The 22,707-nt window shown below is 39.8% G+C and carries 24 protein-coding genes and 3 pseudogenes; 26 read left to right on the top strand and 1 reads right to left on the bottom strand.

All coding sequences use genetic code 11. The features are described 5' to 3' along the window. Positions 1–3: 3 nt before the first annotated feature. The 26 genes and pseudogenes from G5B11_RS11990 (at position 4) to G5B11_RS11875 (ending at position 22,288) form a co-directional block, all read left to right on the top strand. The gene (locus tag G5B11_RS11990) at positions 4–1,503 is read left to right on the top strand and encodes an ABC transporter ATP-binding protein (protein WP_055155785.1); all 1,500 of its coding nucleotides are present in this window, start codon (positions 4–6) and stop codon (positions 1,501–1,503) included. A 2-nt stretch (positions 1,504–1,505) separates the two neighbouring features. After that, entirely contained in the window at positions 1,506–1,922 is a 417-nt protein-coding gene (locus tag G5B11_RS11985; RefSeq protein ID WP_055155786.1) for a metal-dependent transcriptional regulator, read from the top strand. A 30-nt stretch (positions 1,923–1,952) separates the two neighbouring features. Next, positions 1,953–2,672: a winged helix-turn-helix transcriptional regulator gene (locus G5B11_RS11980; protein WP_055155787.1), complete on the top strand. Its 720-nt coding sequence runs from the start codon at positions 1,953–1,955 to the stop codon at positions 2,670–2,672. Between the two features lie 328 nt (positions 2,673–3,000). Then, positions 3,001–3,441: an ECF-type sigma factor gene (locus tag G5B11_RS11975; protein WP_008400020.1), complete on the top strand. Its 441-nt coding sequence runs from the start codon at positions 3,001–3,003 to the stop codon at positions 3,439–3,441. Positions 3,442–3,497: 56 nt separating this feature from the next. Beyond that, entirely contained in the window at positions 3,498–3,992 is a 495-nt protein-coding gene (locus tag G5B11_RS11970) for a DUF3846 domain-containing protein (protein ID WP_055155788.1), read from the top strand. A 525-nt stretch (positions 3,993–4,517) separates the two neighbouring features. Then, positions 4,518–5,243, top strand: coding sequence for a DUF4240 domain-containing protein (locus tag G5B11_RS11965; protein WP_055155789.1), 726 nt, complete (start codon positions 4,518–4,520; stop codon positions 5,241–5,243). A gap of 21 nt (positions 5,244–5,264) precedes the next feature. Further along, positions 5,265–7,241, top strand: coding sequence for an ATP-dependent DNA helicase (locus G5B11_RS11960; RefSeq protein ID WP_055155790.1), 1,977 nt, complete (start codon positions 5,265–5,267; stop codon positions 7,239–7,241). A 168-nt stretch (positions 7,242–7,409) separates the two neighbouring features. Beyond that, positions 7,410–8,540 (top strand): tyrosine-type recombinase/integrase, encoded by a 1,131-nt coding sequence (locus G5B11_RS11955; protein ID WP_055155791.1) that lies wholly within the window; start codon positions 7,410–7,412, stop codon positions 8,538–8,540. Positions 8,541–8,546: 6 nt separating this feature from the next. Continuing rightward, positions 8,547–10,304, top strand: coding sequence for a tyrosine-type recombinase/integrase (locus G5B11_RS11950; RefSeq protein WP_055155792.1), 1,758 nt, complete (start codon positions 8,547–8,549; stop codon positions 10,302–10,304). Then, entirely contained in the window at positions 10,294–11,817 is a 1,524-nt protein-coding gene (locus G5B11_RS19470; protein WP_055155793.1) for a tyrosine-type recombinase/integrase, read from the top strand. The genes G5B11_RS11950 and G5B11_RS19470 overlap by 11 nt, the downstream gene beginning before the upstream one ends. Further along, the gene (locus tag G5B11_RS11940; RefSeq protein ID WP_055155794.1) at positions 11,783–12,166 is read left to right on the top strand and encodes a DUF6262 family protein; all 384 of its coding nucleotides are present in this window, start codon (positions 11,783–11,785) and stop codon (positions 12,164–12,166) included. The genes G5B11_RS19470 and G5B11_RS11940 overlap by 35 nt, the downstream gene beginning before the upstream one ends. 151 nt (positions 12,167–12,317) lie before the next feature. After that, complete coding sequence (locus G5B11_RS11935; RefSeq protein WP_055155795.1) at positions 12,318–13,526, top strand: hypothetical protein; 1,209 nt, start codon at positions 12,318–12,320, stop codon at positions 13,524–13,526. A gap of 594 nt (positions 13,527–14,120) precedes the next feature. Then, positions 14,121–14,513 carry a pyridoxamine 5'-phosphate oxidase family protein gene (locus tag G5B11_RS11930; RefSeq protein WP_117539884.1) on the top strand — a complete coding sequence of 131 codons (393 nt, stop codon included), beginning with the start codon at positions 14,121–14,123 and terminating at the stop codon, positions 14,511–14,513. 12 nt (positions 14,514–14,525) lie between these two features. After that, positions 14,526–15,212, top strand: coding sequence for a PAS domain-containing protein (locus G5B11_RS11925; RefSeq protein WP_173728368.1), 687 nt, complete (start codon positions 14,526–14,528; stop codon positions 15,210–15,212). A 4-nt stretch (positions 15,213–15,216) separates the two neighbouring features. Further along, a pseudogene (locus tag G5B11_RS11920) lies at positions 15,217–15,585 on the top strand (DUF4186 domain-containing protein). Between the two features lie 81 nt (positions 15,586–15,666). Then, positions 15,667–15,885: pseudogene (locus G5B11_RS19605) on the top strand (aspartate dehydrogenase). A gap of 3 nt (positions 15,886–15,888) precedes the next feature. Next, a complete protein-coding gene (locus G5B11_RS11915; protein ID WP_173728366.1) occupies positions 15,889–16,407 on the top strand; it encodes an O-acetyl-ADP-ribose deacetylase in 519 nt (172 codons plus the stop codon). A 457-nt stretch (positions 16,408–16,864) separates the two neighbouring features. Then, the gene (locus tag G5B11_RS11910; RefSeq protein ID WP_173728364.1) at positions 16,865–17,632 is read left to right on the top strand and encodes a zinc ribbon domain-containing protein; all 768 of its coding nucleotides are present in this window, start codon (positions 16,865–16,867) and stop codon (positions 17,630–17,632) included. A 92-nt stretch (positions 17,633–17,724) separates the two neighbouring features. After that, positions 17,725–18,315: a TetR/AcrR family transcriptional regulator gene (locus G5B11_RS11905; protein WP_173728362.1), complete on the top strand. Its 591-nt coding sequence runs from the start codon at positions 17,725–17,727 to the stop codon at positions 18,313–18,315. 14 nt (positions 18,316–18,329) lie between these two features. Continuing rightward, a complete protein-coding gene (locus G5B11_RS11900; RefSeq protein ID WP_191868104.1) occupies positions 18,330–18,953 on the top strand; it encodes a GNAT family N-acetyltransferase in 624 nt (207 codons plus the stop codon). Between the two features lie 193 nt (positions 18,954–19,146). Beyond that, the gene (locus G5B11_RS11895; RefSeq protein WP_173728360.1) at positions 19,147–19,608 is read left to right on the top strand and encodes a LytTR family DNA-binding domain-containing protein; all 462 of its coding nucleotides are present in this window, start codon (positions 19,147–19,149) and stop codon (positions 19,606–19,608) included. Further along, the gene (locus G5B11_RS11890; protein WP_173728358.1) at positions 19,595–20,035 is read left to right on the top strand and encodes a hypothetical protein; all 441 of its coding nucleotides are present in this window, start codon (positions 19,595–19,597) and stop codon (positions 20,033–20,035) included. Before G5B11_RS11895 ends, G5B11_RS11890 begins: the two co-directional genes overlap by 14 nt. Positions 20,036–20,045: 10 nt before the next feature. After that, positions 20,046–20,390, top strand: a complete 345-nt coding sequence (locus tag G5B11_RS11885; RefSeq protein WP_244093002.1) for a DJ-1/PfpI family protein — start codon at positions 20,046–20,048, stop codon at positions 20,388–20,390. Between the two features lie 13 nt (positions 20,391–20,403). After that, positions 20,404–20,847 (top strand): GNAT family N-acetyltransferase, encoded by a 444-nt coding sequence (locus tag G5B11_RS11880; RefSeq protein ID WP_173728355.1) that lies wholly within the window; start codon positions 20,404–20,406, stop codon positions 20,845–20,847. A 192-nt stretch (positions 20,848–21,039) separates the two neighbouring features. Then, complete coding sequence (locus G5B11_RS19115; protein ID WP_244093001.1) at positions 21,040–21,570, top strand: hypothetical protein; 531 nt, start codon at positions 21,040–21,042, stop codon at positions 21,568–21,570. After that, positions 21,521–22,288, top strand: coding sequence for a transcriptional regulator (locus G5B11_RS11875; RefSeq protein WP_244093000.1), 768 nt, complete (start codon positions 21,521–21,523; stop codon positions 22,286–22,288). Before G5B11_RS19115 ends, G5B11_RS11875 begins: the two co-directional genes overlap by 50 nt. Positions 22,289–22,376: 88 nt before the next feature. Here the strand turns inward: G5B11_RS11875 and G5B11_RS19600 are convergent. After that, positions 22,377–22,601 (bottom strand): annotated as a pseudogene (locus tag G5B11_RS19600) (helix-turn-helix domain-containing protein); the annotation flags it as partial. Positions 22,602–22,707 lie beyond the last annotated feature (106 nt).

Below are 22,707 nucleotides of genomic sequence, written 5' to 3'. Positions count from 1 at the left end.
GAAATGATAGAGTTTAAGGATGTAGCCTTTCAATATGAGCAAGGCAGTTCAAAAGGAAAAATCGAAAATATAAATTTGACTATCCATGACGGAGAGGTTGTTTTGATCTGCGGAGAATCCGGCTGCGGAAAGACTACACTCACACGTTTAATAAATGGGCTTATCCCGCATTATTACGAAGGAACGCTTACCGGGCAGACGATTGTGGAAGGGATAGATGTAAAAAATGTATCCCTTTATGCTTTGTCTGGTGTGGTTGGTTCTGTTTTTCAAAATCCAAGGACACAATTTTTTACAGTGGATACTACCAGTGAAATTGCATTTGGATGTGAGAATTTGGCAATCGACGCAGACGAAATCAATTTGCGGATAGAAAAAACGGTAGGCGCGTTAAAAATCGAAGATTTACTGAATAGGAGTTTATTTGCACTGTCCGGTGGCGAAAAACAGAAAATTGCCTGTGCGTCCGTTTCCGCAATGGAACCGGATATATTTGTACTGGACGAGCCATCTTCCAATTTGGATATTAAATCAATCAGAGAATTAAAAGATGTATTGCGGAAATGGAAAGCACAGGGGAAAACGATTGTGATTGCGGAACATCGCCTGTATTACCTGATGGATATTGCAGATCGCGTTCTATATATGCAGGGCGGGCAAATAAAAGAAAACCTTTCCATCTCCGACTTCAAAAAGAAATCTACAGGCGAATTGCACGCGCTGGGTCTTAGAACTTTACAGTCTGAAGATTTTAGTAAAATGCAGAGCACAGTGTGTGCGACAAAGCAGCTATATATCAGGGACTTTGAAGTTTCTTATAAAAATGCTTCCGGAGGTAAGACGAAAAAGCGGAAGGTGCTGGATATATCAGATTTGATGATTCCGCAAGGTTCGGTGGTTGGAGTAGTCGGCAACAATGGAGCCGGGAAAACGACTTTTGCTAACAATTTATGCGGATTGCTCAAAACCGCAAAAGGCTGTATGAGCATGAATGGAAAAACTTATATGGCAAATCAGAGAATTAAGACCTGCTATATGGTTATGCAGGACGTAAACCACCAACTTTTTACGGAAAGTGTAATGGATGAAATCTTGCTTAGTCTGGATAATTCAGATGAAGAAAAAGCGGTGCATGAGGCAGAAAGTATTATGGAAAGTCTGCACATTTCAGAATTTAGAGACGCCCATCCTATGTCGTTGTCCGGCGGACAGAAACAGAGGGTAGCGATTGCCAGCGCGATTGCGTCTGATAAACAGGTTATTGTTTTTGACGAGCCTACAAGCGGATTGGATTATCGGCACATGAAAAAAGTGGCAGAGAATTTGCGAGAATTGAGTTCGTTGGGGAAAACCTTGTTTATTGTTACTCATGACCCGGAGCTGATTGCGGAGTGCTGCAATTACTTTGTCTTTATAGAAAACGGAAAAGTGCTATGGAGTGATGGATGGAACAGAATAAGCCGGGAACGGTTGCAAAAGTTCTTTGCCTTTGAGGATGACTAAAGATGAAGATTCATGCATCTGGGGAGGACTATCTGGAAGCTGTATTGGTACTTCAAAAGAAGCTCGGTATGGTGCGTTCGGTGGATGTTGCCCGGTACATGGAGGTTTCAAAACCCAGCGTATGTTACGCAGTAGGAACTTTGCGAGAGGGCGGTTTTTTGACAATGGATGAAAAGCATTATCTGCACCTGACAGAACTTGGCCGGGATATGGCTGAAAAAATTTACGAACGCCATTGTTTTTTTACTCATCAACTTATATCCGTTGGAGTTAATCCACAAATTGCAGAAGTTGATGCTTGTCGTATGGAACATGCAGTCAGTGATGAAAGTTTTCAAAAACTGAAAGAGCATGCGATGAGAGAGATTGCTTCACAAAAAATTGACAATATATTTGATGATTTTCCTGTGAAGAAGTAGAAAAGGTTGCTTTGCTAAAATAGATTAAATATGAAAGACACAAAATACAAGATATTAGCATATTTTGACAATCAATCATATCGAAAACTATTCAATGAGGTAAACTCAGATTATGCAGAAAATCTACAAATTTTACTGCATAATTTGAGTTTATTTTCTTATGATGTGCTTATAATAGGAGTGATCCTTTATAAAGAGAACATAAGTAATATTATATCTGCTATTAGAAAAATAACGCAGATACCAATTATTATTTTGGCGGATGCTTCTTCTTTATTGTGTATGTCATGGAAAAAAGAATCAATATACGCTGGTGCAGATTGTGTAATGGATATAAATAGCACTATAGAAGAAGTAGATCTGCAGATTTTTTCATTGGCACGACGAAACAATAAACAAAAAATAACTCAAAAGCAATCCGAAACGATGATTAATAAGGGAAAACTTGTAATGGATCATAAGAAACATAAAGTATTTTGGAATAGAGTAGCGTTACATTTAACACGACAAGAATATAATTTTTTATACTTATTAGCGGTGACACCGATGAGAGTATACACATTTGAACAGATTTACCAGCTTGTATGGAAAGATTATTCCGTTGGTGATATTAAAAATATCATTTGGTGTCTGGTAAAGCGATTAAGAAAAAAGCTGAATGCCGTTGAAGATGGTGCCGGGAATTGCATTGTCAGTGTGCGAGATATAGGCTACAAATTTGAATTGAATAAAGAAAACGAACAGCAGTAGTATCCGAAATACAGGTTAAAAATTTGAATTGAATAATGAAAATGAGCAACAGTAAGGCGAATGATCCGTAAAAAGATTGTCCGTCTTATTTTTATTTATTCTGGAAAGAAGGTGATAAAAACTGACCGTCAATTGACAGGTTTCTGACCGTTAGCTGACAGGTGCATCCGATACACTGTGCCTTTGTAAAGATATGATTACAAAGGAGATCCGTGTTTGCAGGGAGACAGCAGAGATGCCGGACATTCCTGTAGACAGGAAGAACGAGCCAGGTCACCGCCACACTCCGATTTGATTTCGCAAAAATTCAGATCGGAGGAAAACATAAGTGGCTTACAATAAAGCAAAAGAAGAATATAGATGGAACCAGTGGAAAGCAGAGGAAGAGAAGATCCTGCGTGAACAGGGCGTGGATGAAGAGACGATCCAGAAGCTTCGGGAGTATGACTGGGACGATTTCAATGCAGAGCGGAGATTCCGGGAACACCAGACCTCGCTTCTGGACTGTATGGAACTGCTCCTGGAAGAAAAAGAAACCAAAGAGTCCCAGCCGGAGAGCGTAGAAGCCCTGCTGGATACCGTGGAGAACGAAGAACTGCTTCAGATTCTGTTATCAACTGATAAGAAAACTCTTCAGATGATTGTCCTGAAGATGATGGGATATGCACCAAAAGAGATCAGTCATCACATGGAACTGCCGGAGCAGACGGTTTATACAAGACTGCGGAGATTAAGGGAAAAGATCAAAAAGTCCATGAAATTTGAATAAAACAAAAGGTTCTCATCGGCTGACTATTAGAACGAACAGACAGGAGGATTGATACGATGGATGAGAAAGAAGTGTCCGAAATGCAGGAAGAAATGATGACGGTACTGGTAGTCGAGCCGATGAAGGCCCCCTATGTCAAGCACATCCCAAATGAGCTGGAGGATCTGCAGCAGGCGGTAGGCGGTGACATTGAAATGACCTATCCGTTTGATGATGAAGTTGGAATCCTTTTAAACGGCAATGGAAAATTTGAGGGATTGCCACTGAACCGGGCGTTATATGATGATCATGGACAGGTCTATGATGCGATAGCCGGGACTTTCCTTGTAGTAGGGCTGACAGAAGATGATTTTACTTCGCTGACACCGGAACAGATTGAAAAGTTTAAAGAAAAATACCAGTCACCGGAAATTTTTACTCTGTTTAACGGAGAACTCCATGTGATGAAGATGCCGCCGGAAGAAGAAAAAGAACAGAAAGAAAGCCGGAAGAACGATGCAAAACAAAAGAATCCGGCAAAGAAGAAAAACAGATCCGGGGATGCAAGATAAAATATTTTTTTGTGAAGTGAATAAAAAAATACAATGCCATCGGCTAGTAAGCAGAGGGACATCCCTCGGCTGTTCTTTGGCAAGTGAATATCGGCACTACAGGTACGTTCCCAACCGTAGAAGCGTGACAGTATGAGCGCCATGATTAAGTATAGGGTAAAGATTCTTAGACTTGGAGCGAGAAAGCATAGCTGTGAATAAGGCGGTGGCAGCCTTTCGCCAGGATCACGGATGGGGGATAATGATACACGTTACCAGCCAGAGAGCGGAAGATGGACTCCGGGTTGTAATCAGAAAGACCCCTAGGACATCTGTGAGCGGCGGCAGGCCAGCCGCCCGCCTGTAGTGTCCCCTTTCCCAGAAGAAATACAGGAATAGTTCCGGGGGTGCGAGGTCAAATGCGGAACAGCAAGATAAAAAAGAAATCAATGAAGAAGTGTGTCGTTGATATCAGATACCATGCGGCTGTAGGAGACTACAGCCGTATTCTTGTGGTATTAACGTCACATCAAGGGGAGAGAACAGATGGAAGAAACAAAAAGAAGTGGAATGAGCAAGGATCAATTCTGGAATCTGATTGAAAAAGCAAAGGAAGTGTGCGGCACCGATCTGGATGCTTCGGTAGTGTGGATCAAGCAGCAGCTCTTCTATATGACACCGGAGGATGTCCTCCAATTCCACAATCTTGTTTACAGTTACCGGGATGCGGCTTATAAGTACGGCTTATGGACAGCGGCAGGTATTATGATGGAAGCAGGGTGCAGTGATGACAGTTTTTCCGATTTTCGGATGTGGCTGATCGCCCAGGGAAAAGAAGTTTATCTGAATGCCTTAAAAGATCCGGATTCCCTTTCCGGCGTGACTCCGTATGGGTACTGTAGTTTTGAAGCGTTGGGATACATCTCATCGCAGGTCTACAGTGCCATGAAAGGGAAAAATATCTATCAGGACAGTACGGCAAGAATGCAGATGGAATGTTATGAGCAGGTGATCCGGGATATTGTGTACCATCCCATGATCGAGTATCCGCTGGAATTACCGGAAGCAATGGTGGTATATCCGAAACTCTGTGAATGCCATTTGTCCGAGCAGGTAAGGAAAGCTCCTCAGAAAGTAAGGACATGGAATGTTTCCCGGACGGATATCCGAAGGATGATGGCAAGAGGGAATGCTGCCATAAAGAAAATGCAGGAACAGGAACAGAATACACCGGAAGCGACCAGACCCGTCCGTAAGGGTACGGTAAGATAAGCTTTCTGGCAAGGAGAAGTAATGTGTTATAAAAATGAATATCAGAAAAGGGCACATGGCGAAGTGGAACAGATCTTTCGGGAGCTTCTCCCGGAAGCCGGGCTTCATGTAAGGGAAGAACAGATCCGTCTCTGCCATGAAATGCTGGATGCCCTTATGAAAAATGAAATCACGCTCTGTGATGCAGGCGTCGGCATCGGAAAGACCTATGCCTATCTGACAGCCTGCATCCTGATGCGGAAATATAGTGTACTGCATTCCGGTTATTCGGGATGTGACAGGCGGTCTGTAGTGGTATCCACTTCCAGTATCGCCTTACAGAAAGCCATCATAGAGGAATATGTTCCTTTCTTATCGGATGTACTGTTAAAAGCAGATCTGCTTCAGGGAGAATTAAAAGCAGTCGTCCGCAAGGGAAAGGAACATTTTGTATGCGATTACAGGCTGGCCCAGAGATTAGAGGCAGTCCGGGACAAGAATAAAAATCAGGCACAGATGGAGGCATTGAAGTCCCTCCGGCATAACTTTGATTTAGATTCCGTACATAACCTGAGCGGTTTTGACCGCAGGCTGGTGTGCGTACCAAAATTCTGCCCTAGGGAGTGTCCGGGAAAAGTAGAATGCCGTTATCAGAAGCATCTGGATAGTTCCAGGAAAGAGGACATTTTTTTACAGATTTGCAATCACAATTATCTTCTGGCAGATGCCATGCACCGGGCAAATGGGTACCGGCCGCTTCTGGCAGATTACAGGGCGCTGGTTGTGGATGAGGCCCATAAACTCCCGGAAGCCGCCAGCCAGATGTATGGAAGAAGCATTGGAAGGGAAGATGTGCAGGAGATTGCTTACTTTTTAGGCAGAGAGCATAAAGGCACGGATGGAAAACGGCTGATGGAAGGGTTTTCTGCACTTCAGGCGGAGATCCGAAAGCATCGGAAAGATGGCACAGAGGACATGGCTGGAAAAGAAAGTTTTTATTTTCCGCCGGGAGCTGGCACAGCCTTAGCCCAGATGCAGGAAAGGCTTCAGCTTATGATCAAAAGGCTTGCCGGGAATATTCCTTACTGGATCTTTCGGCGGATGGAAGAGATGGAAGAGCTGTTCGGATGGTTTTTAAAGAACGACAAGCGATATATTTTGTTTTTACAGCAGGACAGCCGGGGACATTTAACCTTTATGGCAGTCAACCGGGAGATCCCGAAGTATCTGGATGCGACTTTATGGAGCCGGGGATTTCCGGCGATCTTAACCAGCGGCACCTTAAAAGCCGGGAACGGGTTTGCAAGAACCAGACAGATGACCGGGCTGGAAAAAGAAACGGGCGTCCGGGAGTGTGTGGCAGAATCCCCATTCTGTTACAAAGAGAACTGTCTGCTTTACATCCCGGAGCATTTAAGACCTATGAAAAAGGGAAGCAGGGAAGAGGCCGAGCAGCTTGCCGGGCAGATCCGTGATCTGGTGTGTTCCACTTACGGGCATACGCTGGTACTGTTCACATCTTATACCCTGATGGGAAATGTGCATCAGCTTTTGCGGGATCAGATCCCGTTCCCGATGGTGCAGGTATGGAGAAACTCCCAGGAAGAGATTGCACGGTTTAAGAAGATGGAGAATGCAGTGCTGTTCGCAGCCGGCTCCTGCTGGGAAGGTGTGGACTTTCCGGGGGACATGGTATCGTCTCTCATCATCGTAAAACTGCCATTTTCTGTTCCGGACCCCATCCATGAAGCACAAAAGGAGCAGTACCGATCCCTGGAATCCTATATCCAGACCATCGTAGTCCCGGATATGCAGAAGAAGCTGCGGCAGGGATTCGGCCGGGCAATCCGCACGGAGCAGGACACCTGCGTTGTGTCCATTTTGGATCACCGGACAGCAAAGAAAGGCAGGTATCGGAGTGATGTTCTGGAAGCACTGCCAAAGTGCCAGATGGCAGAACGGATCGAAGAAGTAGAAAATTTTATCCGAAGCCGGAAAGTGGAGCGGTACTATAGCTGAGAACATCCGTGGCGTTATTGGTTCTGCCCAGATCCGGGTAGCAGACAGGACAAAAAGTTTAGTGGTATTTCAGGGGCGGTTTGGAGCGAATTGGTGGTATTGGTGATAGCTTTATTGGCATGAGTTGGGTATACTGTGTATAGCGTTAGAGGAAAGGAGGCAGACAACATGAAGCGATATAAAGTGGAAATGCAGCGAGAAGGTTCCGTAAAATATTTCTTTATACGGGATATGGAAACACTGGAAATTGTGTTGCTGCCAAGCAAGTATCTAATGCATCAGGTGCGGGCAAACCGTTCCCCGAATACTATACGGAGAAATGCATTTGCCCTTGCCTACTACTGGGAATATCTGCTGGAAGAAGAACATGAAGCAGAAGATGTCTATGGAATGGATTACGAAACGCAATATGATTTTTTCGCAGAATATCTGAAATGGCTGAAAGCCGGGAAACATACCGACAATTTGGATAAAGAACCGCAGAATAAAACCTGTAACGCTTACTTAAAAGAAGTGTTCAGGTTTTATTCTTTTTTAGAAGTAGTCAGAAATAACGGTTCCTGCCTGTCGGTATTATCCTATAATCAGCCGATCACAAAGGCAAATGCCATCGGGGTCAGAAGAACCATCCGCTCCCGGTCATTTAAAGGATACTTAAAAGAAGAGGAACGAAACGTCCGGGCAGCCGAACGGAACGAAATCGTAACGATTTTAGAAGCCTGTACAAACTGCAGGGATCAGGTGTTGATCTTACTGACATCGGAACTGGGATTCCGCATCGGTGAAATTTTGGGAATTGATTATACCAAAGACATCGATTACGAAAACCATGAGATCCGGGTAGACTTCCGGGATGATAATGAAAACGATGCAAGAGCAAAAAATGCCGAAGAGCGAAGAGGACGGGTGAGCGATGATACCTTTGAATTCCTGCTTTATTATATCGGGGAATACTGGGACATCCTGCAAAAACAGGAATACCTGTTTATTAACATCAAAGGGGATACCATAGGGAAGCCGTTAAGAGTAGACAGCGTCTACGATATGTTTGAACGCATGGAGAAAAAGACTGGGATCAAGATCACACCGCACATGCTTCGAAGATATTATGCAAATACGAGGTGGGAAGCAGACTGGCCGCTGGAAATGATCAGCCAGGCACTGGGACACAAGCATCTCGATACAACCATACGATATCTGAATGTTTTAGATGACAAGCTGAAAACAGCAAGTCAGGAATTTTACCGCCGATATTCCAAACTTTACGGAGTAGAACAGTTTTTGGAAAGCAGGAGGTGAAGATAGATGCCGGCAAGAAGGGTGTTTGCTTGGGAGCCGGAAGAACAATGGACATCAAGTGAAGAACGGGAAAAGAAGATAGAAGAACTGAGCCGGGAATTAGATGAAAGCATGGACAGCAACTCTGGAAAAGGCTGTCTGAAAGCATACTTGGTAAAAAATGAAGTGTGGCATATAGCAGACATCGATTATGAGCTTAGAGTGGATTATAAGAAATATCTGAAAAGCACTTATTCTGATTCAGTAGTACGCAGCTATTTACGTGGAATGGATAAGGCAAAATTATATGCAATCAGAAAGCATGCCAATACGTTAAAAGGAAAACAGGAGATAGCAAAGAATACAGATTTAATCCAAGAACTGCTCTTTTTACCATATCACCCAAATCCGGCAATCGCAGAAAGATATGACTGCAAAGTTGCTATTGATAAATTAGTTTGGGATTTTCGTGTAAACGGCTCAGAACTATGCAAGCGTCAGCTTTTAGAAATTATCGAAGATGTCGTACTGCGTGACATAATGCTGAGAGAATGCACAATGCGGTTAAACGGTTTGAAGGTGGTATATCAATTTTGTATGCAGGAACATATTGAGGATTTAAGATATATTACACAGGTACAGGCCGATAAACTTGAAAAATATGCAGATACGGCATATGCAAAAGAGCTTGCAGAAAGAGAACTCCGAGAATGTCAGAAATATCTTTTCTGCCATGCCAAGAATATTTTATGGGATTCAACAGTCTGGTATTTGGAAAGACTGCATCTGGAACAATATAGAGTCAACCCATCCAATCCTGTGAAAAAATTTTCCTTTATGGGCATAGAAAAAAGAGAGAACCGGGAAATTTTGCAGGAATACATGAAATACTGTCTGGGTGTTACACATTTGGCAATGAGTGGCATACAAGCCGAATTCTACAGGATTCTGGCATTTGCCATGTGGATGGAAAAAGAAACCGCGATGGAGCTGAAACTTGCATCAGAAACCGAAATAAAAAAATATTTCCAGACAATTGAGTTAAAAGAAGCTTCTTATTTTAATGATATTGTTATAGCAATCTATCAGCTATATGAATATCTGCAGACGAAAGAAATCATAGACAGGATACCATTTCGTTATGAGTATTATTTGAAAAAAGAAATACATTGTCATAATAACCGAAGCGTAGAGATGGAAATATATGAGAGGATTCTGAGAGAATTAAAAAATTTCCCTGAAATTCCAAGATTGATCCTTTTACATTCTATGCTGATTGGACTAAGGATCAGTGAAGTATGCACCCTGAAAGGGGATGCTTATTCCTGGCAGGGAAGAGATGCGTGGATACAGGTTTATCAGATGAAAATGCGAACATACAAAAGAGTACCGATTCCAGATGTTCTTTATAAGATTATGAAAAGATATTTGGAAAAATATCATATTGGAAGTGAGGATTATGTTTTTCAAAACAAACGGGGAGGGGCATATCAGTATGGTTCGTTTAAGTGGCAAATGAAAGAACTGTTTAATAAGAGGCAGGATATTTTCAAAGGGTATGATTTTAAATCACATGATTTCCGCCATACGATAGCGACTCTGTTATATGATGACGAAGTCCCTCTTCAGAGTATCCGGGACTATCTGGGACATGATTATGAAGAGATGACACAGCAGTATGTGGATTTTATGCCAAAGAAAATTTCAGCAGCGAATCAGGAGTTTTTCAAGAAAGGAGAAAACAGCCTGGCATCAGGAATCAAGAAGTGCAAACGTGGAAAATAAATTTTACATAAAAAAATTGGACTCTTATGAGAAAGCAAGTGAAATTTCAAAAATACGAATGGGAACAGAACCTTCGTATGACCTTGATTTACTGCCGTCTGTACAGATGCAGAAAGAAATGAGGGAGTTCCTGAAATACAGAGGACAACAGCTTGGGGCGGAAAAATTTTATACTGAGAGAAGATTTTACCATCATTTATGTAAAATGCTGCAAACCAGAAGAGACAGACCGGAAAGTTTTTTGGACTGGGACAAAGAAAAATGGAAGCAGCAGATGAAAATATGGCTTTTACAGCAGAGATTGCCCCTGACAGAAATTGCAAAATCCCATTGTGGGAATGAAACGGTATCACAGGCAAAGACATTGCACTATATTGACCGATTAATAGATTATTTCCTTGATTTAAGAGATGCTGATGTAGATGAGATGACAAAGGATGTCTGGCAACTTGAAAAACTTGATATACAAGTGAAACAGGATTTGACGCGCACGACCAGAATTATAAATTTTAAGGAAATCTCCCAGCAGGATCTCAGAGAGGAAGTAAAAAAGGCAATTTATTTTCAACTGAAAACAGAAAGCATCGGTACTGTAAAAAAAGAAATGACTGCCATTCGAAGGTTTTCAAGATATCTGAAGGAAAACAATAAAGAAGTAGATTCCTGCTCAAAGCTGGACAGGAAAATCATGGAAGAGTATTTGATATACATGAAAACAGAAGATACCGGGACAAAAAGATATCGGGCGGAGCTGACGAGACTGCGGGCATTGCTGAATATGGTAGCTGACGTCTATCAATATCCGCAGGTAAAGGATTTAATTTTGAATCGGGATATTCCACCAGATATAAGGGGAGAAATCAAAATTTATTCCGATCAGGAATTAAAGCGATTTAATGCTTTCCTTACGAAAGTGGATGTGCAGACGGCGAGACTTATGCTTATTCATCAAATGCTTGGAACAAGAATGTCAGATACACTGACACTCAGGACAGACTGCCTGATTGAAAAAGACGGTGAAACCATAATACAGATTCACCAAATGAAAACACATTTTTATGAAAAACCGATTAGTCAGGAACTGGCTGTCTTAATAAAGGAAGCGATTCGATACAGAGAAAAGGAGCACGGAAAAGGTAAATACATTTTTACAAGTTTAAGTGATCCTTCAAAACCAATGAAATATGCTACAGTCCAGCAAAAAATTACAGATAAAATATATCAGGAAAATCTCCGAGATGATAAGGGAGAATATTTTGGATTCGGTTCTCACATGTATCGGCATATTTATGGCATGAAGCTTGCCGAGATGCATGTGGATGACTGGACAATCGCAAGACTACTGGGGCATAGAAGCCTGAGAAATGTAAAGTATTACAGAAAGATGAGCAACAAAATACTGGCAGATGATACACGAAAAACAAGAAACCGATTATCTAAGATGGTACTGGAATGTCTGGAAGGATGGGAGGAAGAATATGAACAAATACGATTCGATGATAGCCTGCAATAAAAAAGCCAGTGAAGAAAAAGTAAACAGGGCAGTGACAGAAATCAGGCAGATGCTGACAGAACGGGAAAAAGTGACGGTCCCAAAACTGACAAAGAGGACAGGATTGTCCAGAGGATTCTTTTATAAGAATGAAACGGTCAGAAAAGAAATGGATCGTGCTCTGGAGCAGCAGGCAGGAATGATAGACCCCAAAAGATACATAGGTGACATTGTACTGAAGAATCGGATCAATGTATTAGAAGAACAGATCCGGGAGCTGAAACGTGAAAAAGAGCAAATGGAAAAAGAAAATGTAAGATTGAGAAAAGCCTTAAACAAGAAAGACCTGAACGTATTAAAAACTTTATAATCTGAATTAGAAAATAATCTGCAACGACCGGGAAGAATTTCCCGGTTGTTGTGGTTGGAATATAAAAGTGTAGATAACAAAAGGTGTGCATAAATTGTATTTATGATATACTTATCGATAAGTTAAATTCGAAGAAAGAGGATGATAGAAGATGGAAAATCCGTTTGAATTTCATGAAGAAGATACAATTATTGCATGCGTAGGTGACAATGGGGGAACTACCGATGAGGATATAAGAAATGGGTTCAAGCGTACCGTTGAACTTCTGACGGAATCATTGAAAACAGGTTCCGAAGTTGAAGATCTGTTAGTATATCCTATCGTTTATAACGCCAGACACAGCATTGAGCTATCTTTGAAGATTGTCATAAAAATGTTATGGCGAATAGAGGAAAAGAAAGGGATATGTTATTCTGAGGAAGTCTTAAAGGAAAGAAAAAAAGAATTACACACGCATAGTATTGAATGCCTATATAAATTAGCATGTGATAAGAAGAATATTGACAGAAGAATTCCTGCATATTTTGAGAATATAGAAGATATGATTTACTTTTATTATTTCGATGAAGAGGGGGATGCCTTCAAATATGAACTAAATAAAGAAGATGAACCACATATGATAAAAAACAAAATTTCTCATGTAAGTATTGAATTGTTAGAAACAGAATTTAAGGAAGTAATGAAAAAATTTGATGATTTGATATATTTTCTGGATAATTGTATCTTTGAATATTCGCTAGGAACATTTACCAAGAGCTTGTCGAGAGCAGATATATGGGATATTTCGAAGCGGCTTCCTGTATATGAAGAATGGAGAACAGAGAAATTCAAAGAAGTCAAAGATGAGATTAAGCAAGAATATCATCTCGGAAGTAAAGAATTTTCAGATGCTGTAAATCTAATTAAGGAAAATAGAGAGTTTTCGGTAAATATTGGATGCGAGAAAGTATTCGGGTCAATTACAGAAAATGAATTAAAAGAATACGCTTCATTGGTTAGATACTATTCTGAGAAAAGTAAATCTGACAACAAGGGTAAAGAGATAGGGTTCGATTTACGCAAAATACAAAAGAATGGGGAGATTTTGAAAAAATATTTATCCAGCATTTCTATGAATACATTAAATACACTATTATGTTTTAGTGAGATGAGTAATAGTTTCTTAGCGGTTGAACATTTGGAAGAGGTTCATGATGACATAGTCTCTAAGGCGTTTGACGGAACATATCTCATAAGAAAACTAAAACAAAGAAATATATGTTTAAGAATCTTATATGGAATGAAAAAGTGTGGACAGGTGACTTATGCAAAACAGTTGAGTGCTGCACTGGAACAAGAAGGAGTAGAGCTAACGCTTTGAGAATAATAGTGAACACGATACACTCGTGTCTCTGACGTTAAAGCCAGTGTTTTAGAGGGCTGGGAGAGGGATGCCCAATTTTATCGATGAACCTACCAGTGGACTGGATTTTAGGCATATGTGTCAGGTGGAAAAATTGATGAAACGGCTGGCAGAAGAAAAATATATTATTATAGTTGTAGCACATGACTATGAGTTTTTGAATCGAGCTTGTAAGAGGTATATTAGAATAAATAGTTGACTTTTAGGAAAGGAAAACGGATTAAAGGAAGGAATTACTCATTCATGAACAGCTGAGATTATGAGAGAATCAATTAGGAAAAACAGGGAAAAGATAAGCCAGAGAGAATATGATCAGGATATAGGACGGTATAGTATAAGCAGAACAAGTCGGAGGTCGCAGATTACATGGTGACTTCCGGCTTTTTTGCGTGAGCAGTTACTGTGAAAGAAAAGTAACAAATCTCAATGTGTAAGGGCAATCTTCTCATAAGGCAAATTATTGATACTTAATAAAGCAATATATGCTATACTGAGAACAGTTGAAATTCATTATAATTATCAGATAAACAGTTAAGGCAGGAGGATTATACCATGGAACGAGTAGTAAATTTTTTGAAAGAAGCAGAAACATATTATTTGGCAACAGTGGAAGGAGACCAGCCAAGGGTAAGACCTTTTGGAACAGCACATATTTTTGAAGGAAAACTGTATATTCAGACCGGAAAGGTGAAAGATGTTTCAAAACAGATTCATGCAAATCCAAAGGTAGAAATCTGTGCATTTAAGAATGGAGAGTGGCTTCGTGTAGCAGGAGAACTTGTAGAAGATGATAGAAGAGAAGCAAGACAGTCTATGCTTGATGCTTATCCATCTTTACAGAATATGTACTCAGCAGATGATGGAAATACAGAGGTGTTTTATTTTAAGAATGCAACAGCTACATTTTCATCATTTACACATGAACCGGAAGTAGTGAAGTTCTAAGGATAACATAAGATGGCAAAAAGTAAGAAGACAAAAATACATAAAAAGATAGATGGTCAGCTTTTACAGATGAACAAGAAGTTTAGTGATCTCAAGATGAAACAGAAGGATAAGATTACAGGCTGGGTGTATGAAGAATATAAAAAGTATGTAACAGAACATGATAAAGCACCTGATTCGCTGGCAGATGAACAGATTGTTGAAGCTGTACTTGATAAGATAAATGAGGCACAAATCTGGATACCAGGTGGAGAAATATACGATTATTATCGAAGAAAGAAACCACAACTTCAAAAGAGGCAGGATAATGAAAAAGTGATTAAGTTTAAATCTTATGTCAGCTTTTATAAAAGTATTGTTGATCAGGATAAGGCATCCGTTGTTATATGCAATCTTAAGCATGAGATTATTTACATGAATCCGGCAGCTGTTATCAGTTATGCGAAGCGAGGTGGCGATAAACTTATTGGAAAAAGTCTGTTAGATTGTCACAATCCGGAATCAAGAGATAAAATACAGCAGGTAGTGGACTGGTTTGCAGTAGATGAAAGTCATAATATCGTTTATACTTTTCACAATGAGAAACAGAATAAAGATGTTTATATGGTGGCACTCAGAGATGATGGGAAGTTGATAGGATATTATGAGAAACATGAATATCGAAATGCAGAGACTATGAAACAATACGATTTGTGGTGATGATATGACGAAGGATAAATGGTACAAGCAGTTATTTGAGCGACTGAACAATTCCAAGTTCCGAAGCAGTTTCCATCTAAAGCAGAAAGATATTGATTACATAAACGAAAAAGGACTGGAGAGAATCAGACAACATGCAGAGGATTTTATCTCAAAAAGAGAAGCTCCGGCATATATAGCAAATGATGGCAAGCAGACACCAATGCGTGGTCACCCGGTATTTATTGCCTAGCATGCAACTGCAACATGTTGCAGAGAGTGCATCCGGAAGTGGCATAAAATGCAACCGGGAAAAGAACTAAGCCAAGTGCAGCAGGAATATCTCGTAGATGTAATTATGACATGGATTCAAAAAGAAATGGAGAGGTACTAGTGCAGATATTTGTAGATGCAGATGCATGTCCGGTAGTAGGTATTATCGAGACAATGGCAAAGTTAAAAGAAGGTGCACAGAGTGGGTCTATTTAAGAAAAAGCCAGCTACAAAGACATATGATAAAGAAAATAAGAAACCAGTAATCAAAGTGAGCATATGTAATGGCGAGTAAGTAGCTGGGTTTAAAGATATTCATACAGGTAAAATAGAGGAGGTTATGCTGATTAAGAACCAAGCAGACCTTGATGCATTCAAGAAAATGTATGGAATAGATGGCGAGATAAAAAAGGAATATTAAACAATGTATTTGATTAAGACGATTAAAGGTGACATAACAAAAGTTACCGATGTGCAGGCAATCGTAAATGCAGCAAACAACTCTCTTCTTGGCGGAGGAGGTGTAGATGGTGCGATTCACAGAGCAGCAGGACCGGAACTTCTGGCGGAGTGCAGGACACTTCACGGATGCGAGACAGGAGAAGCAAAGATAACAAAAGCCTATAAGCTGCCATGCGATTACGTGATTCATACTGCAGGACCGATATGGAACGGCGGCAGGAATAGAGAAGAGGAACTTCTTGCTAACTGTTATTTTAATTCTATGAAGCTGGCAATGGATAATGGAATCAGGTCTATTGCATTTCCTTCCATATCAACGGGAGTATATAGTTTTCCGGTTGAGTTGGCGGCAAAGATTGCGATACATACAGTAAACAGATTCTTGCAGGATAATCTAAATTGTTTTGATCTGGTGGAGTGGGTACTTTTTGATGCTCATATTGAAGAAGTGTATAAAGCTGAGGTTGATAAGATATATTAAAAGATTAACTGATATGGATCAAACAAGAAATCCGTAGATATTTTATACTCTACGAAGCGTAGAATCCGCATATATTCACCATTCTCTACGCTACGTGGGTGTTCAGTGATAAAACAATATCGAAATGGGAATGTGAAAACGGCTTTCCGGAAGCATCACTGCTGTTACCATTGTGTAATGAATTAGAAATAACAGTAAATGAACTTCTGACCGGAGAGAGAATTTCCCAGTAAAATTATAAGAAAAAAGCGGAGGAAAATATGGTGAATATGATTAGAGAAAAGGAAGAGAATAAGCACAAGATACTTAAAATGTCCTCACTGTAAGACAAGAACCTGGTGTAAGAAAGTCATGACCAAAGAGTGCTGATCAAATCATATAGACATGGTATGGCAACAGCAGGTTGCTTTTCAGAACATGAATTTATCTGTATGATATGGTTATGGAGGTGACGACGATGGAAACAAAAAATATTATTTTGAAACTTCGTACTGAAAGAGGAATGTCACAGGACGAGCTGGCAGATAAAATTATGGTAACAAGGCAGGCAGTATCACGTTGGGAAAATGGAGATACCGTTCCCAATACGGATACATTAAAGCTCTTATCGAAAGAATTTGATGTTTCAATCAATACGCTTTTGGGAGAACCCAGAAAGCTGATCTGTCAGTGCTGCGGGATGCCAATTGATGATGATTCCATATTGGGACGTGATAAGGATGGCACATTAAATGAGGAGTATTGTAAATGGTGCTATGCAGATGGAACATACACATATAACAATATGGATGAATTGATTGATGTATGTGTAAAGAATATGGTAAATGAAAGCTTTACCGAAGAACAGGCACGCACTTATCTGAAAGAAATGCTTCCAAAGTTAGATTACTGGAAAAGATATGATGAGCTTAGTGACAATGGGCAGTTTGAAGAGTTTAAAAAGCAATTGATAAATGAAATTAATGATCTACATATAGACGGACTTCCAAGGGTAGACAAACTAAATGCACTTGTGGGGAAATATGTGAATCTGGATTATACTCTGCCTAATGGTCAAAAAGTGAAATTCCTTGATGATCAGAAAACCTATCTGGGGAATCAACTGGAGTCTGAATTTGGAGGAGACAGGTGCTTCGGTATTCTGGCAGGTATGGATTTTATTCTAGTATGTACATATGAGAAAGCTGGTGAAAATCCAGAACTTCTGATTTATAAAAAGAGATAATATAAACAAAAAGAAAAGTCTTGACAAATAAACGACCGTTTACTATTATAAAAATGTAAACGGTCGTTTATTTTAACTTGGAGGTTATCAGCGTGAGTAATAGAAAAGAAGAAATATTGATTGTAGCACTGCATTTGTTTGCCAGAGATGGTTATGAGGCAGTCTCAGTCAGCCAGATAGCAGGAGAACTTGATATGACAAAAGGGGCATTGTACCGCCATTACAAAAGCAAAAGAGATATTTTTGACTGTATTGTGCAGCGTATGGAACAGCAAGATGGTGAACAGGCATCCGAATATGATATGCCGGAAGAGGAAAAAGAAAAAATGCCTGAACAGTATGAGAATGTGTCTCTGGATGATTTGGTGGAATACAGCAAGTCAATGTATGAATACTGGACAGAGGATGATTTTGCATCATCGTTTCGGAAGATGCTGACAATCGAGCAGTTTCGCAGTAAAGAGATGCAGAATTTATATCAGCAGTATCTCGTAGCTGGACCGGCATCCTATGTGAAAGATTTATTTGATAGCATGGGATTTACAAATGCTAAGGATAAAGCTGTCAGATTCTATGCTGTCATGCATTTTTATTACAGCCTTTATGATGGAGCAGAAGATAAGGAAAATGTAAAAGATGAATTTGTATCAGCTATAAAAAGCTTGGTACAAGATTTGAAGTGAAGGAGAATCAGATCATGAAAAATAATATAGTAATCCGTTTAGAAGAAAAAAGTGAATATCGAAAAGTAGAAAATCTGGTAAGGGATAGTTTTTGGAATGTATACCGCCCCGGATGCCTGGAGCATTATGTCCTTAACCAGTTAAGAAATGATCCGGCATTTGTACCGGAGCTTGATTTTGTTATGTATCAGGACGGAGAACTTATCGGACAGAATATCTTTGTGAGAACTGCAATCACAGCAGATGACGGAAGAAGCATTCCCATTATGACGATGGGACCAATCTGTATCAAAAACGAATATAAACGGAAGGGATATGGAAAAATTCTGCTTGATTATTCATTGGAGAAAGCTGCAGAGCTTGGCTGTGGAGCGCTGTGCTTTGAAGGAAATATTGATTTTTATGGAAAGAGCGGTTTTAAGCAGGCAAGCGAGTATGGTATCCGATATCATGGATTGCCGGAGGGGGAAGATACATCATTCTTTTTGTGTAAGGAACTGATACCGGGTTATTTTGATGGAATTACAGGAGAGTATGCAACACCGGAGGGTTATCTTGTAGATGAGCAGGAAGCAGAGGAGTTTGATAAGCAGTTCCCATATAAAGCGAAAAAGAAACTGCCGAGGCAGATTTTTTAGATATGAGGTTGGCAGTACGAATCTGATAAGGTTTGTACTGCTTTCGTATTATTGACGAAAACTGGGATTATTATGCATCTTGGCATCGGTTTTGCGCATGTTAGTTGTCTGCATATGGACAATGAAATTGAATCACGATAGAGTAATTATGGTAGCAAATTGGTAATATGATTTAGCCGGAAAGGAAATACACATGAGGGTAACGGAAAAACTTGTAAAAAGTCCGGAAGAAGAAGGAGTGACCCTTGCGTACATAAGACTTACTAAGGACTTTGAAGAGATAAAAGAATATGTACAACATAAAGGGGATACTCTGACCGGATATAAGAAGGCAAGGGAAAGGGCATCTGTCAGAATAGAGGATATTCTGTATTTTGAGACTGTGGATGGTCTGGTATTTGCATATACTGTGGACAGTGTTTATGAAATAAAAGGCAGATTGTATCAGGTAGAAGACAAGGTCAAGAGAAGAACTATATGCAGAGCGTCCAAAACAATGCTTGTCAATGTAGAGCATATTACTTCCGTACGGACTGCATTGAACGGAAGACTATATGCCAGAATGGAAAACGGTGAAGAAATATTGATTACAAGAAGGTATGCAAAGGAAATTGAAGATTGTTTTATGGAGGATGATGACGATGAAAGAATTTGATCCGAAGAGAGAGTTTCTGTTTGATTACATAACGGTTGTGGCAGAGTGTACATTTGCAATTGCAGTGATTGGCAGTCTTTTTGCAAGAAATAACAGCATCAGTTTTATCTGTTTTTTCCTACCGTTTGGGTTGGCATTCATTTGTATGATTCCATGTATTCCTATCTATCTGAAGGACGACATGACGATTCCTCAGATCATGTGGCAGAGAGGTATAGAGCTTGTAGTTCTGGAAATTGCAATGTGTGCTGTGATTTATCTTATTATGGGTGACAGTGTTTCCATAGTAGTGTATGTTGCAATACTGATTTCCACAGCAGTATGCGATGTGCTGTCCTACCTTGTGAAGTGGTATTTGGAAAAAGAAGAGGCAGATAAGATCAATCGAAGGATTGCAGAGCGCAGAAGAAAAAAAGAGAATGAATAGGGGGATAAGGATGAAAGATCAAATCAGAAGTTTTATCCTTCCGGGTGGAAACATCGCTGAAATTGATACTCGAGAGGTGAAAGCGTGTCTACAAGCCTTAATGAAACGTGAGATTTTGATTGCCGGGATCTGTGCAGGGGTTGATGTGCTGGATCATGCTGGGATTCTGTGTGATGTGAAATCAACCCATTTCTCCGATGCGGACCTAGTAACAGATAAAAATGTGATAACTGCACGAGCAAATGCATATGTTGATTTTGCAGTTGAAGTTGCGAAGAAGCTGAACCTGTTCGCCAGTGAAGCTGATCTTCAGGAAACAATCAACTTCTGGAAACATTATCAAAGAGTGCAGTAGTACGGAGGTGGCTGTGGAATATCTAAGGCAAATTACAGAAGATAATTTTATGGAAGCATTTCATTTGAAACTTGCAAACGGACAGGAACGCTTTGTTTCCCATCCAATTCGAAGCCTTGCACAGGCTTATGTTTACAGGAATCAATGTCAGCCGTTTGGAATCTATAAGGATGATACTATGATTGGTTATGTCATGGTGATTTATGATTATGATATTCCGGAATACAATATATGGCATATGATGATTGACGAATCTAATCAGGGACAGGGGTATGGAAGTATTGCATTGGATCTGACGATTGAGTACATTAAAACGAAACCCTTTGGACCATCAGACAAGGTAACATTAACCTGCAATATGGACAATATTCATGCATTAAGTTTATACAAGAACAAAGGCTTTAAAGAGACTGGAACGATGGATGAAGATGAGATAGAGCTATCCTTGATGTTATAGTAAAAGCGCAGAATTTGTTATGGAAATTTGGGAGAAAAGAGAAATTTATGATTGAGTATAGTAAACTTCAGATAGGCTGTATGTTTATTGTAATTTATATTGCATTTATATATTTCCGTGAGCGATATGCCTATAAGGTTCAAAAGAAAGAAATCGTGTTTGAATTATTGCTTTTTACGGGAATATTCAGCATTGCCGTTTGCAGTAAATATGGCTGCTGTGATCTTGTTTATGCCAAAGATTACATATTGTCATGGAGAGATTACAAATTATTCGATGGGAATTCCGGTGTATACCTGTTACATTATGGTAGCTGTTTATATGCTTGGTAGTGTTATATTACTGATATGCGGAAGAAAAAATATGGGGTATAATAAGCTCATTACAATAACAACCTGTATTGTGGCGGCATTAGCAGTTACAGTATATCAGATGATACATCCGCAGGCGCTTCTTACAAGCCTGATGTCAGTTTTTGTAATCATAGGGGCTTATCTTAATATGGAGAATCCTTTGCTTCAGAAGCTGCGTGCTCATAATAAAGAGATGGTAATGGGATTTGCAACTCTCGTGGAAAACAGGGATGGCAGCACAGGAGGTCACATACGCCGTACAACCACTTATTCTGTTTGTTTCGAGGACAGCTATTTCGAAGTGGGAATCGGGAATCTGTTTGCCGGATGTATCAGCATACTTAGAATTATGCGAAATATTAGGTATTAGTCTTAATGAGTTTTTGGCTGGTGAAGATATTGAGATAGATAATATTGAAAAAAAATCAGAAGATACATTGATACAGATAACAAAGGACAGTGGCCGCAAACAACGATACTTAAAGAGAATCATTATAGTGCTTCTTATTGTAGTGGGAATATCTATGGTTACTTTTGGATCCATCGTATGTAATAAATTGCGGCAACCACAAAATTATATAGAAGCAGTAGATCCGGATAGTGTAGAAATGAAAACGGCTGAATTGTTGTCCGGAATTGATGGAACCATGATGTTTCGATACAATTCAAAAGATACATTTCAAGCATTATACGTTTACTTGTCAGAATATCATTCTGGAAAACGAGTTTCTCATAAACGAGTTTTGGAACTTTCCTATGAGGACGTGAAATCTGCAAAAAATGGATTGATTGTCATTACACCGGATTTTGATAATTTTACTGCAAAGCTTATTGCAGCAGATGAATATTCAAAATATATGACAGAAACGCCAATCTTGGAAGGTGTTGCAAACAGAGAATATTATGGAAGATCTGCGACCTCTATAGAGAACAAAAGCACGATAGAGTACGGAACAGAGCAAGGATTGGCAGTACTGATTTATGGAGAAAAAGGGTTAAGTTCATTGCCAATACAGGATATTGCAGGGGAGCATATAAATACAGATAATGAGTACATGTATTACTATTCGGTTGAATTTATAAAATAGCACTAATAAAAAGAAGAGGATGTCACGTAATCTGCTTTGATTCGTTGGCATCCTTTTTTGACATTTAGTTTTTATGATATTATAGATTTCATAACTTATTTCTTATTTTTCGGTATTCTCTTGGCGAATATCCTTTCAGCTTGTGAAAAAGCCGGCTGAAATAAAGCTGGTTATCATATCCGACAATCTTAGAAATCTCATTGATGGAATAAGTTGTTGTTTCAAGTAACATCTGAGCATTGTTGATGCGGATTCCCACAATGAATTGCATTGGTGTAGAACCGGTATATTTTTTGAAATTTCGGATAAACCAGCGAGACTATGAAGAAAAGTCTGTAAATAATAATCTTCTATGATAATGATTGGGGTTGTCGGGAAATAGACAGTTCTAAGAGAGGGAGGGTGTGACTCATACCAAG

This window comes from Blautia glucerasea (assembly GCF_013304385.1).
In the GTDB taxonomy this organism is placed as follows: domain Bacteria; phylum Bacillota; class Clostridia; order Lachnospirales; family Lachnospiraceae; genus Blautia_A; species Blautia_A ammoniilytica.
This window is presented reverse-complemented; position numbering and strand designations above follow the sequence as displayed.

Bases quoted from the DNA above. Each gene is read 5' to 3' on its own strand.
- G5B11_RS11980 (WP_055155787.1), top strand. From the start codon at position 1,953: ATGAAAGACACAAAATACAAGATATTAGCATATTTTGACAATCAATCA.
- G5B11_RS11885 (WP_244093002.1), top strand. From the start codon at position 20,046: ATGAAAGATCAAATCAGAAGTTTTATCCTTCCGGGTGGAAACATCGCT.
- G5B11_RS11925 (WP_173728368.1), top strand. From the start codon at position 14,526: ATGGCAAAAAGTAAGAAGACAAAAATACATAAAAAGATAGATGGTCAG.
- G5B11_RS11900 (WP_191868104.1), top strand. From the start codon at position 18,330: ATGAAAAATAATATAGTAATCCGTTTAGAAGAAAAAAGTGAATATCGA.
- G5B11_RS11950 (WP_055155792.1), top strand. From the start codon at position 8,547: ATGCCGGCAAGAAGGGTGTTTGCTTGGGAGCCGGAAGAACAATGGACA.
- G5B11_RS11955 (WP_055155791.1), top strand. From the start codon at position 7,410: ATGAAGCGATATAAAGTGGAAATGCAGCGAGAAGGTTCCGTAAAATAT.
- G5B11_RS11895 (WP_173728360.1), top strand. From the start codon at position 19,147: ATGAGGGTAACGGAAAAACTTGTAAAAAGTCCGGAAGAAGAAGGAGTG.
- G5B11_RS11935 (WP_055155795.1), top strand. From the start codon at position 12,318: ATGGAAAATCCGTTTGAATTTCATGAAGAAGATACAATTATTGCATGC.
- G5B11_RS11940 (WP_055155794.1), top strand. From the start codon at position 11,783: ATGAACAAATACGATTCGATGATAGCCTGCAATAAAAAAGCCAGTGAA.
- G5B11_RS11985 (WP_055155786.1), top strand. From the start codon at position 1,506: ATGAAGATTCATGCATCTGGGGAGGACTATCTGGAAGCTGTATTGGTA.
- G5B11_RS11990 (WP_055155785.1), top strand. From the start codon at position 4: ATGATAGAGTTTAAGGATGTAGCCTTTCAATATGAGCAAGGCAGTTCA.
- G5B11_RS11890 (WP_173728358.1), top strand. From the start codon at position 19,595: ATGAAAGAATTTGATCCGAAGAGAGAGTTTCTGTTTGATTACATAACG.
- G5B11_RS11970 (WP_055155788.1), top strand. From the start codon at position 3,498: ATGGATGAGAAAGAAGTGTCCGAAATGCAGGAAGAAATGATGACGGTA.
- G5B11_RS11960 (WP_055155790.1), top strand. From the start codon at position 5,265: ATGTGTTATAAAAATGAATATCAGAAAAGGGCACATGGCGAAGTGGAA.
- G5B11_RS11930 (WP_117539884.1), top strand. From the start codon at position 14,121: ATGGAACGAGTAGTAAATTTTTTGAAAGAAGCAGAAACATATTATTTG.
- G5B11_RS11910 (WP_173728364.1), top strand. From the start codon at position 16,865: ATGGAAACAAAAAATATTATTTTGAAACTTCGTACTGAAAGAGGAATG.
- G5B11_RS11965 (WP_055155789.1), top strand. From the start codon at position 4,518: ATGGAAGAAACAAAAAGAAGTGGAATGAGCAAGGATCAATTCTGGAAT.
- G5B11_RS11915 (WP_173728366.1), top strand. From the start codon at position 15,889: ATGTATTTGATTAAGACGATTAAAGGTGACATAACAAAAGTTACCGAT.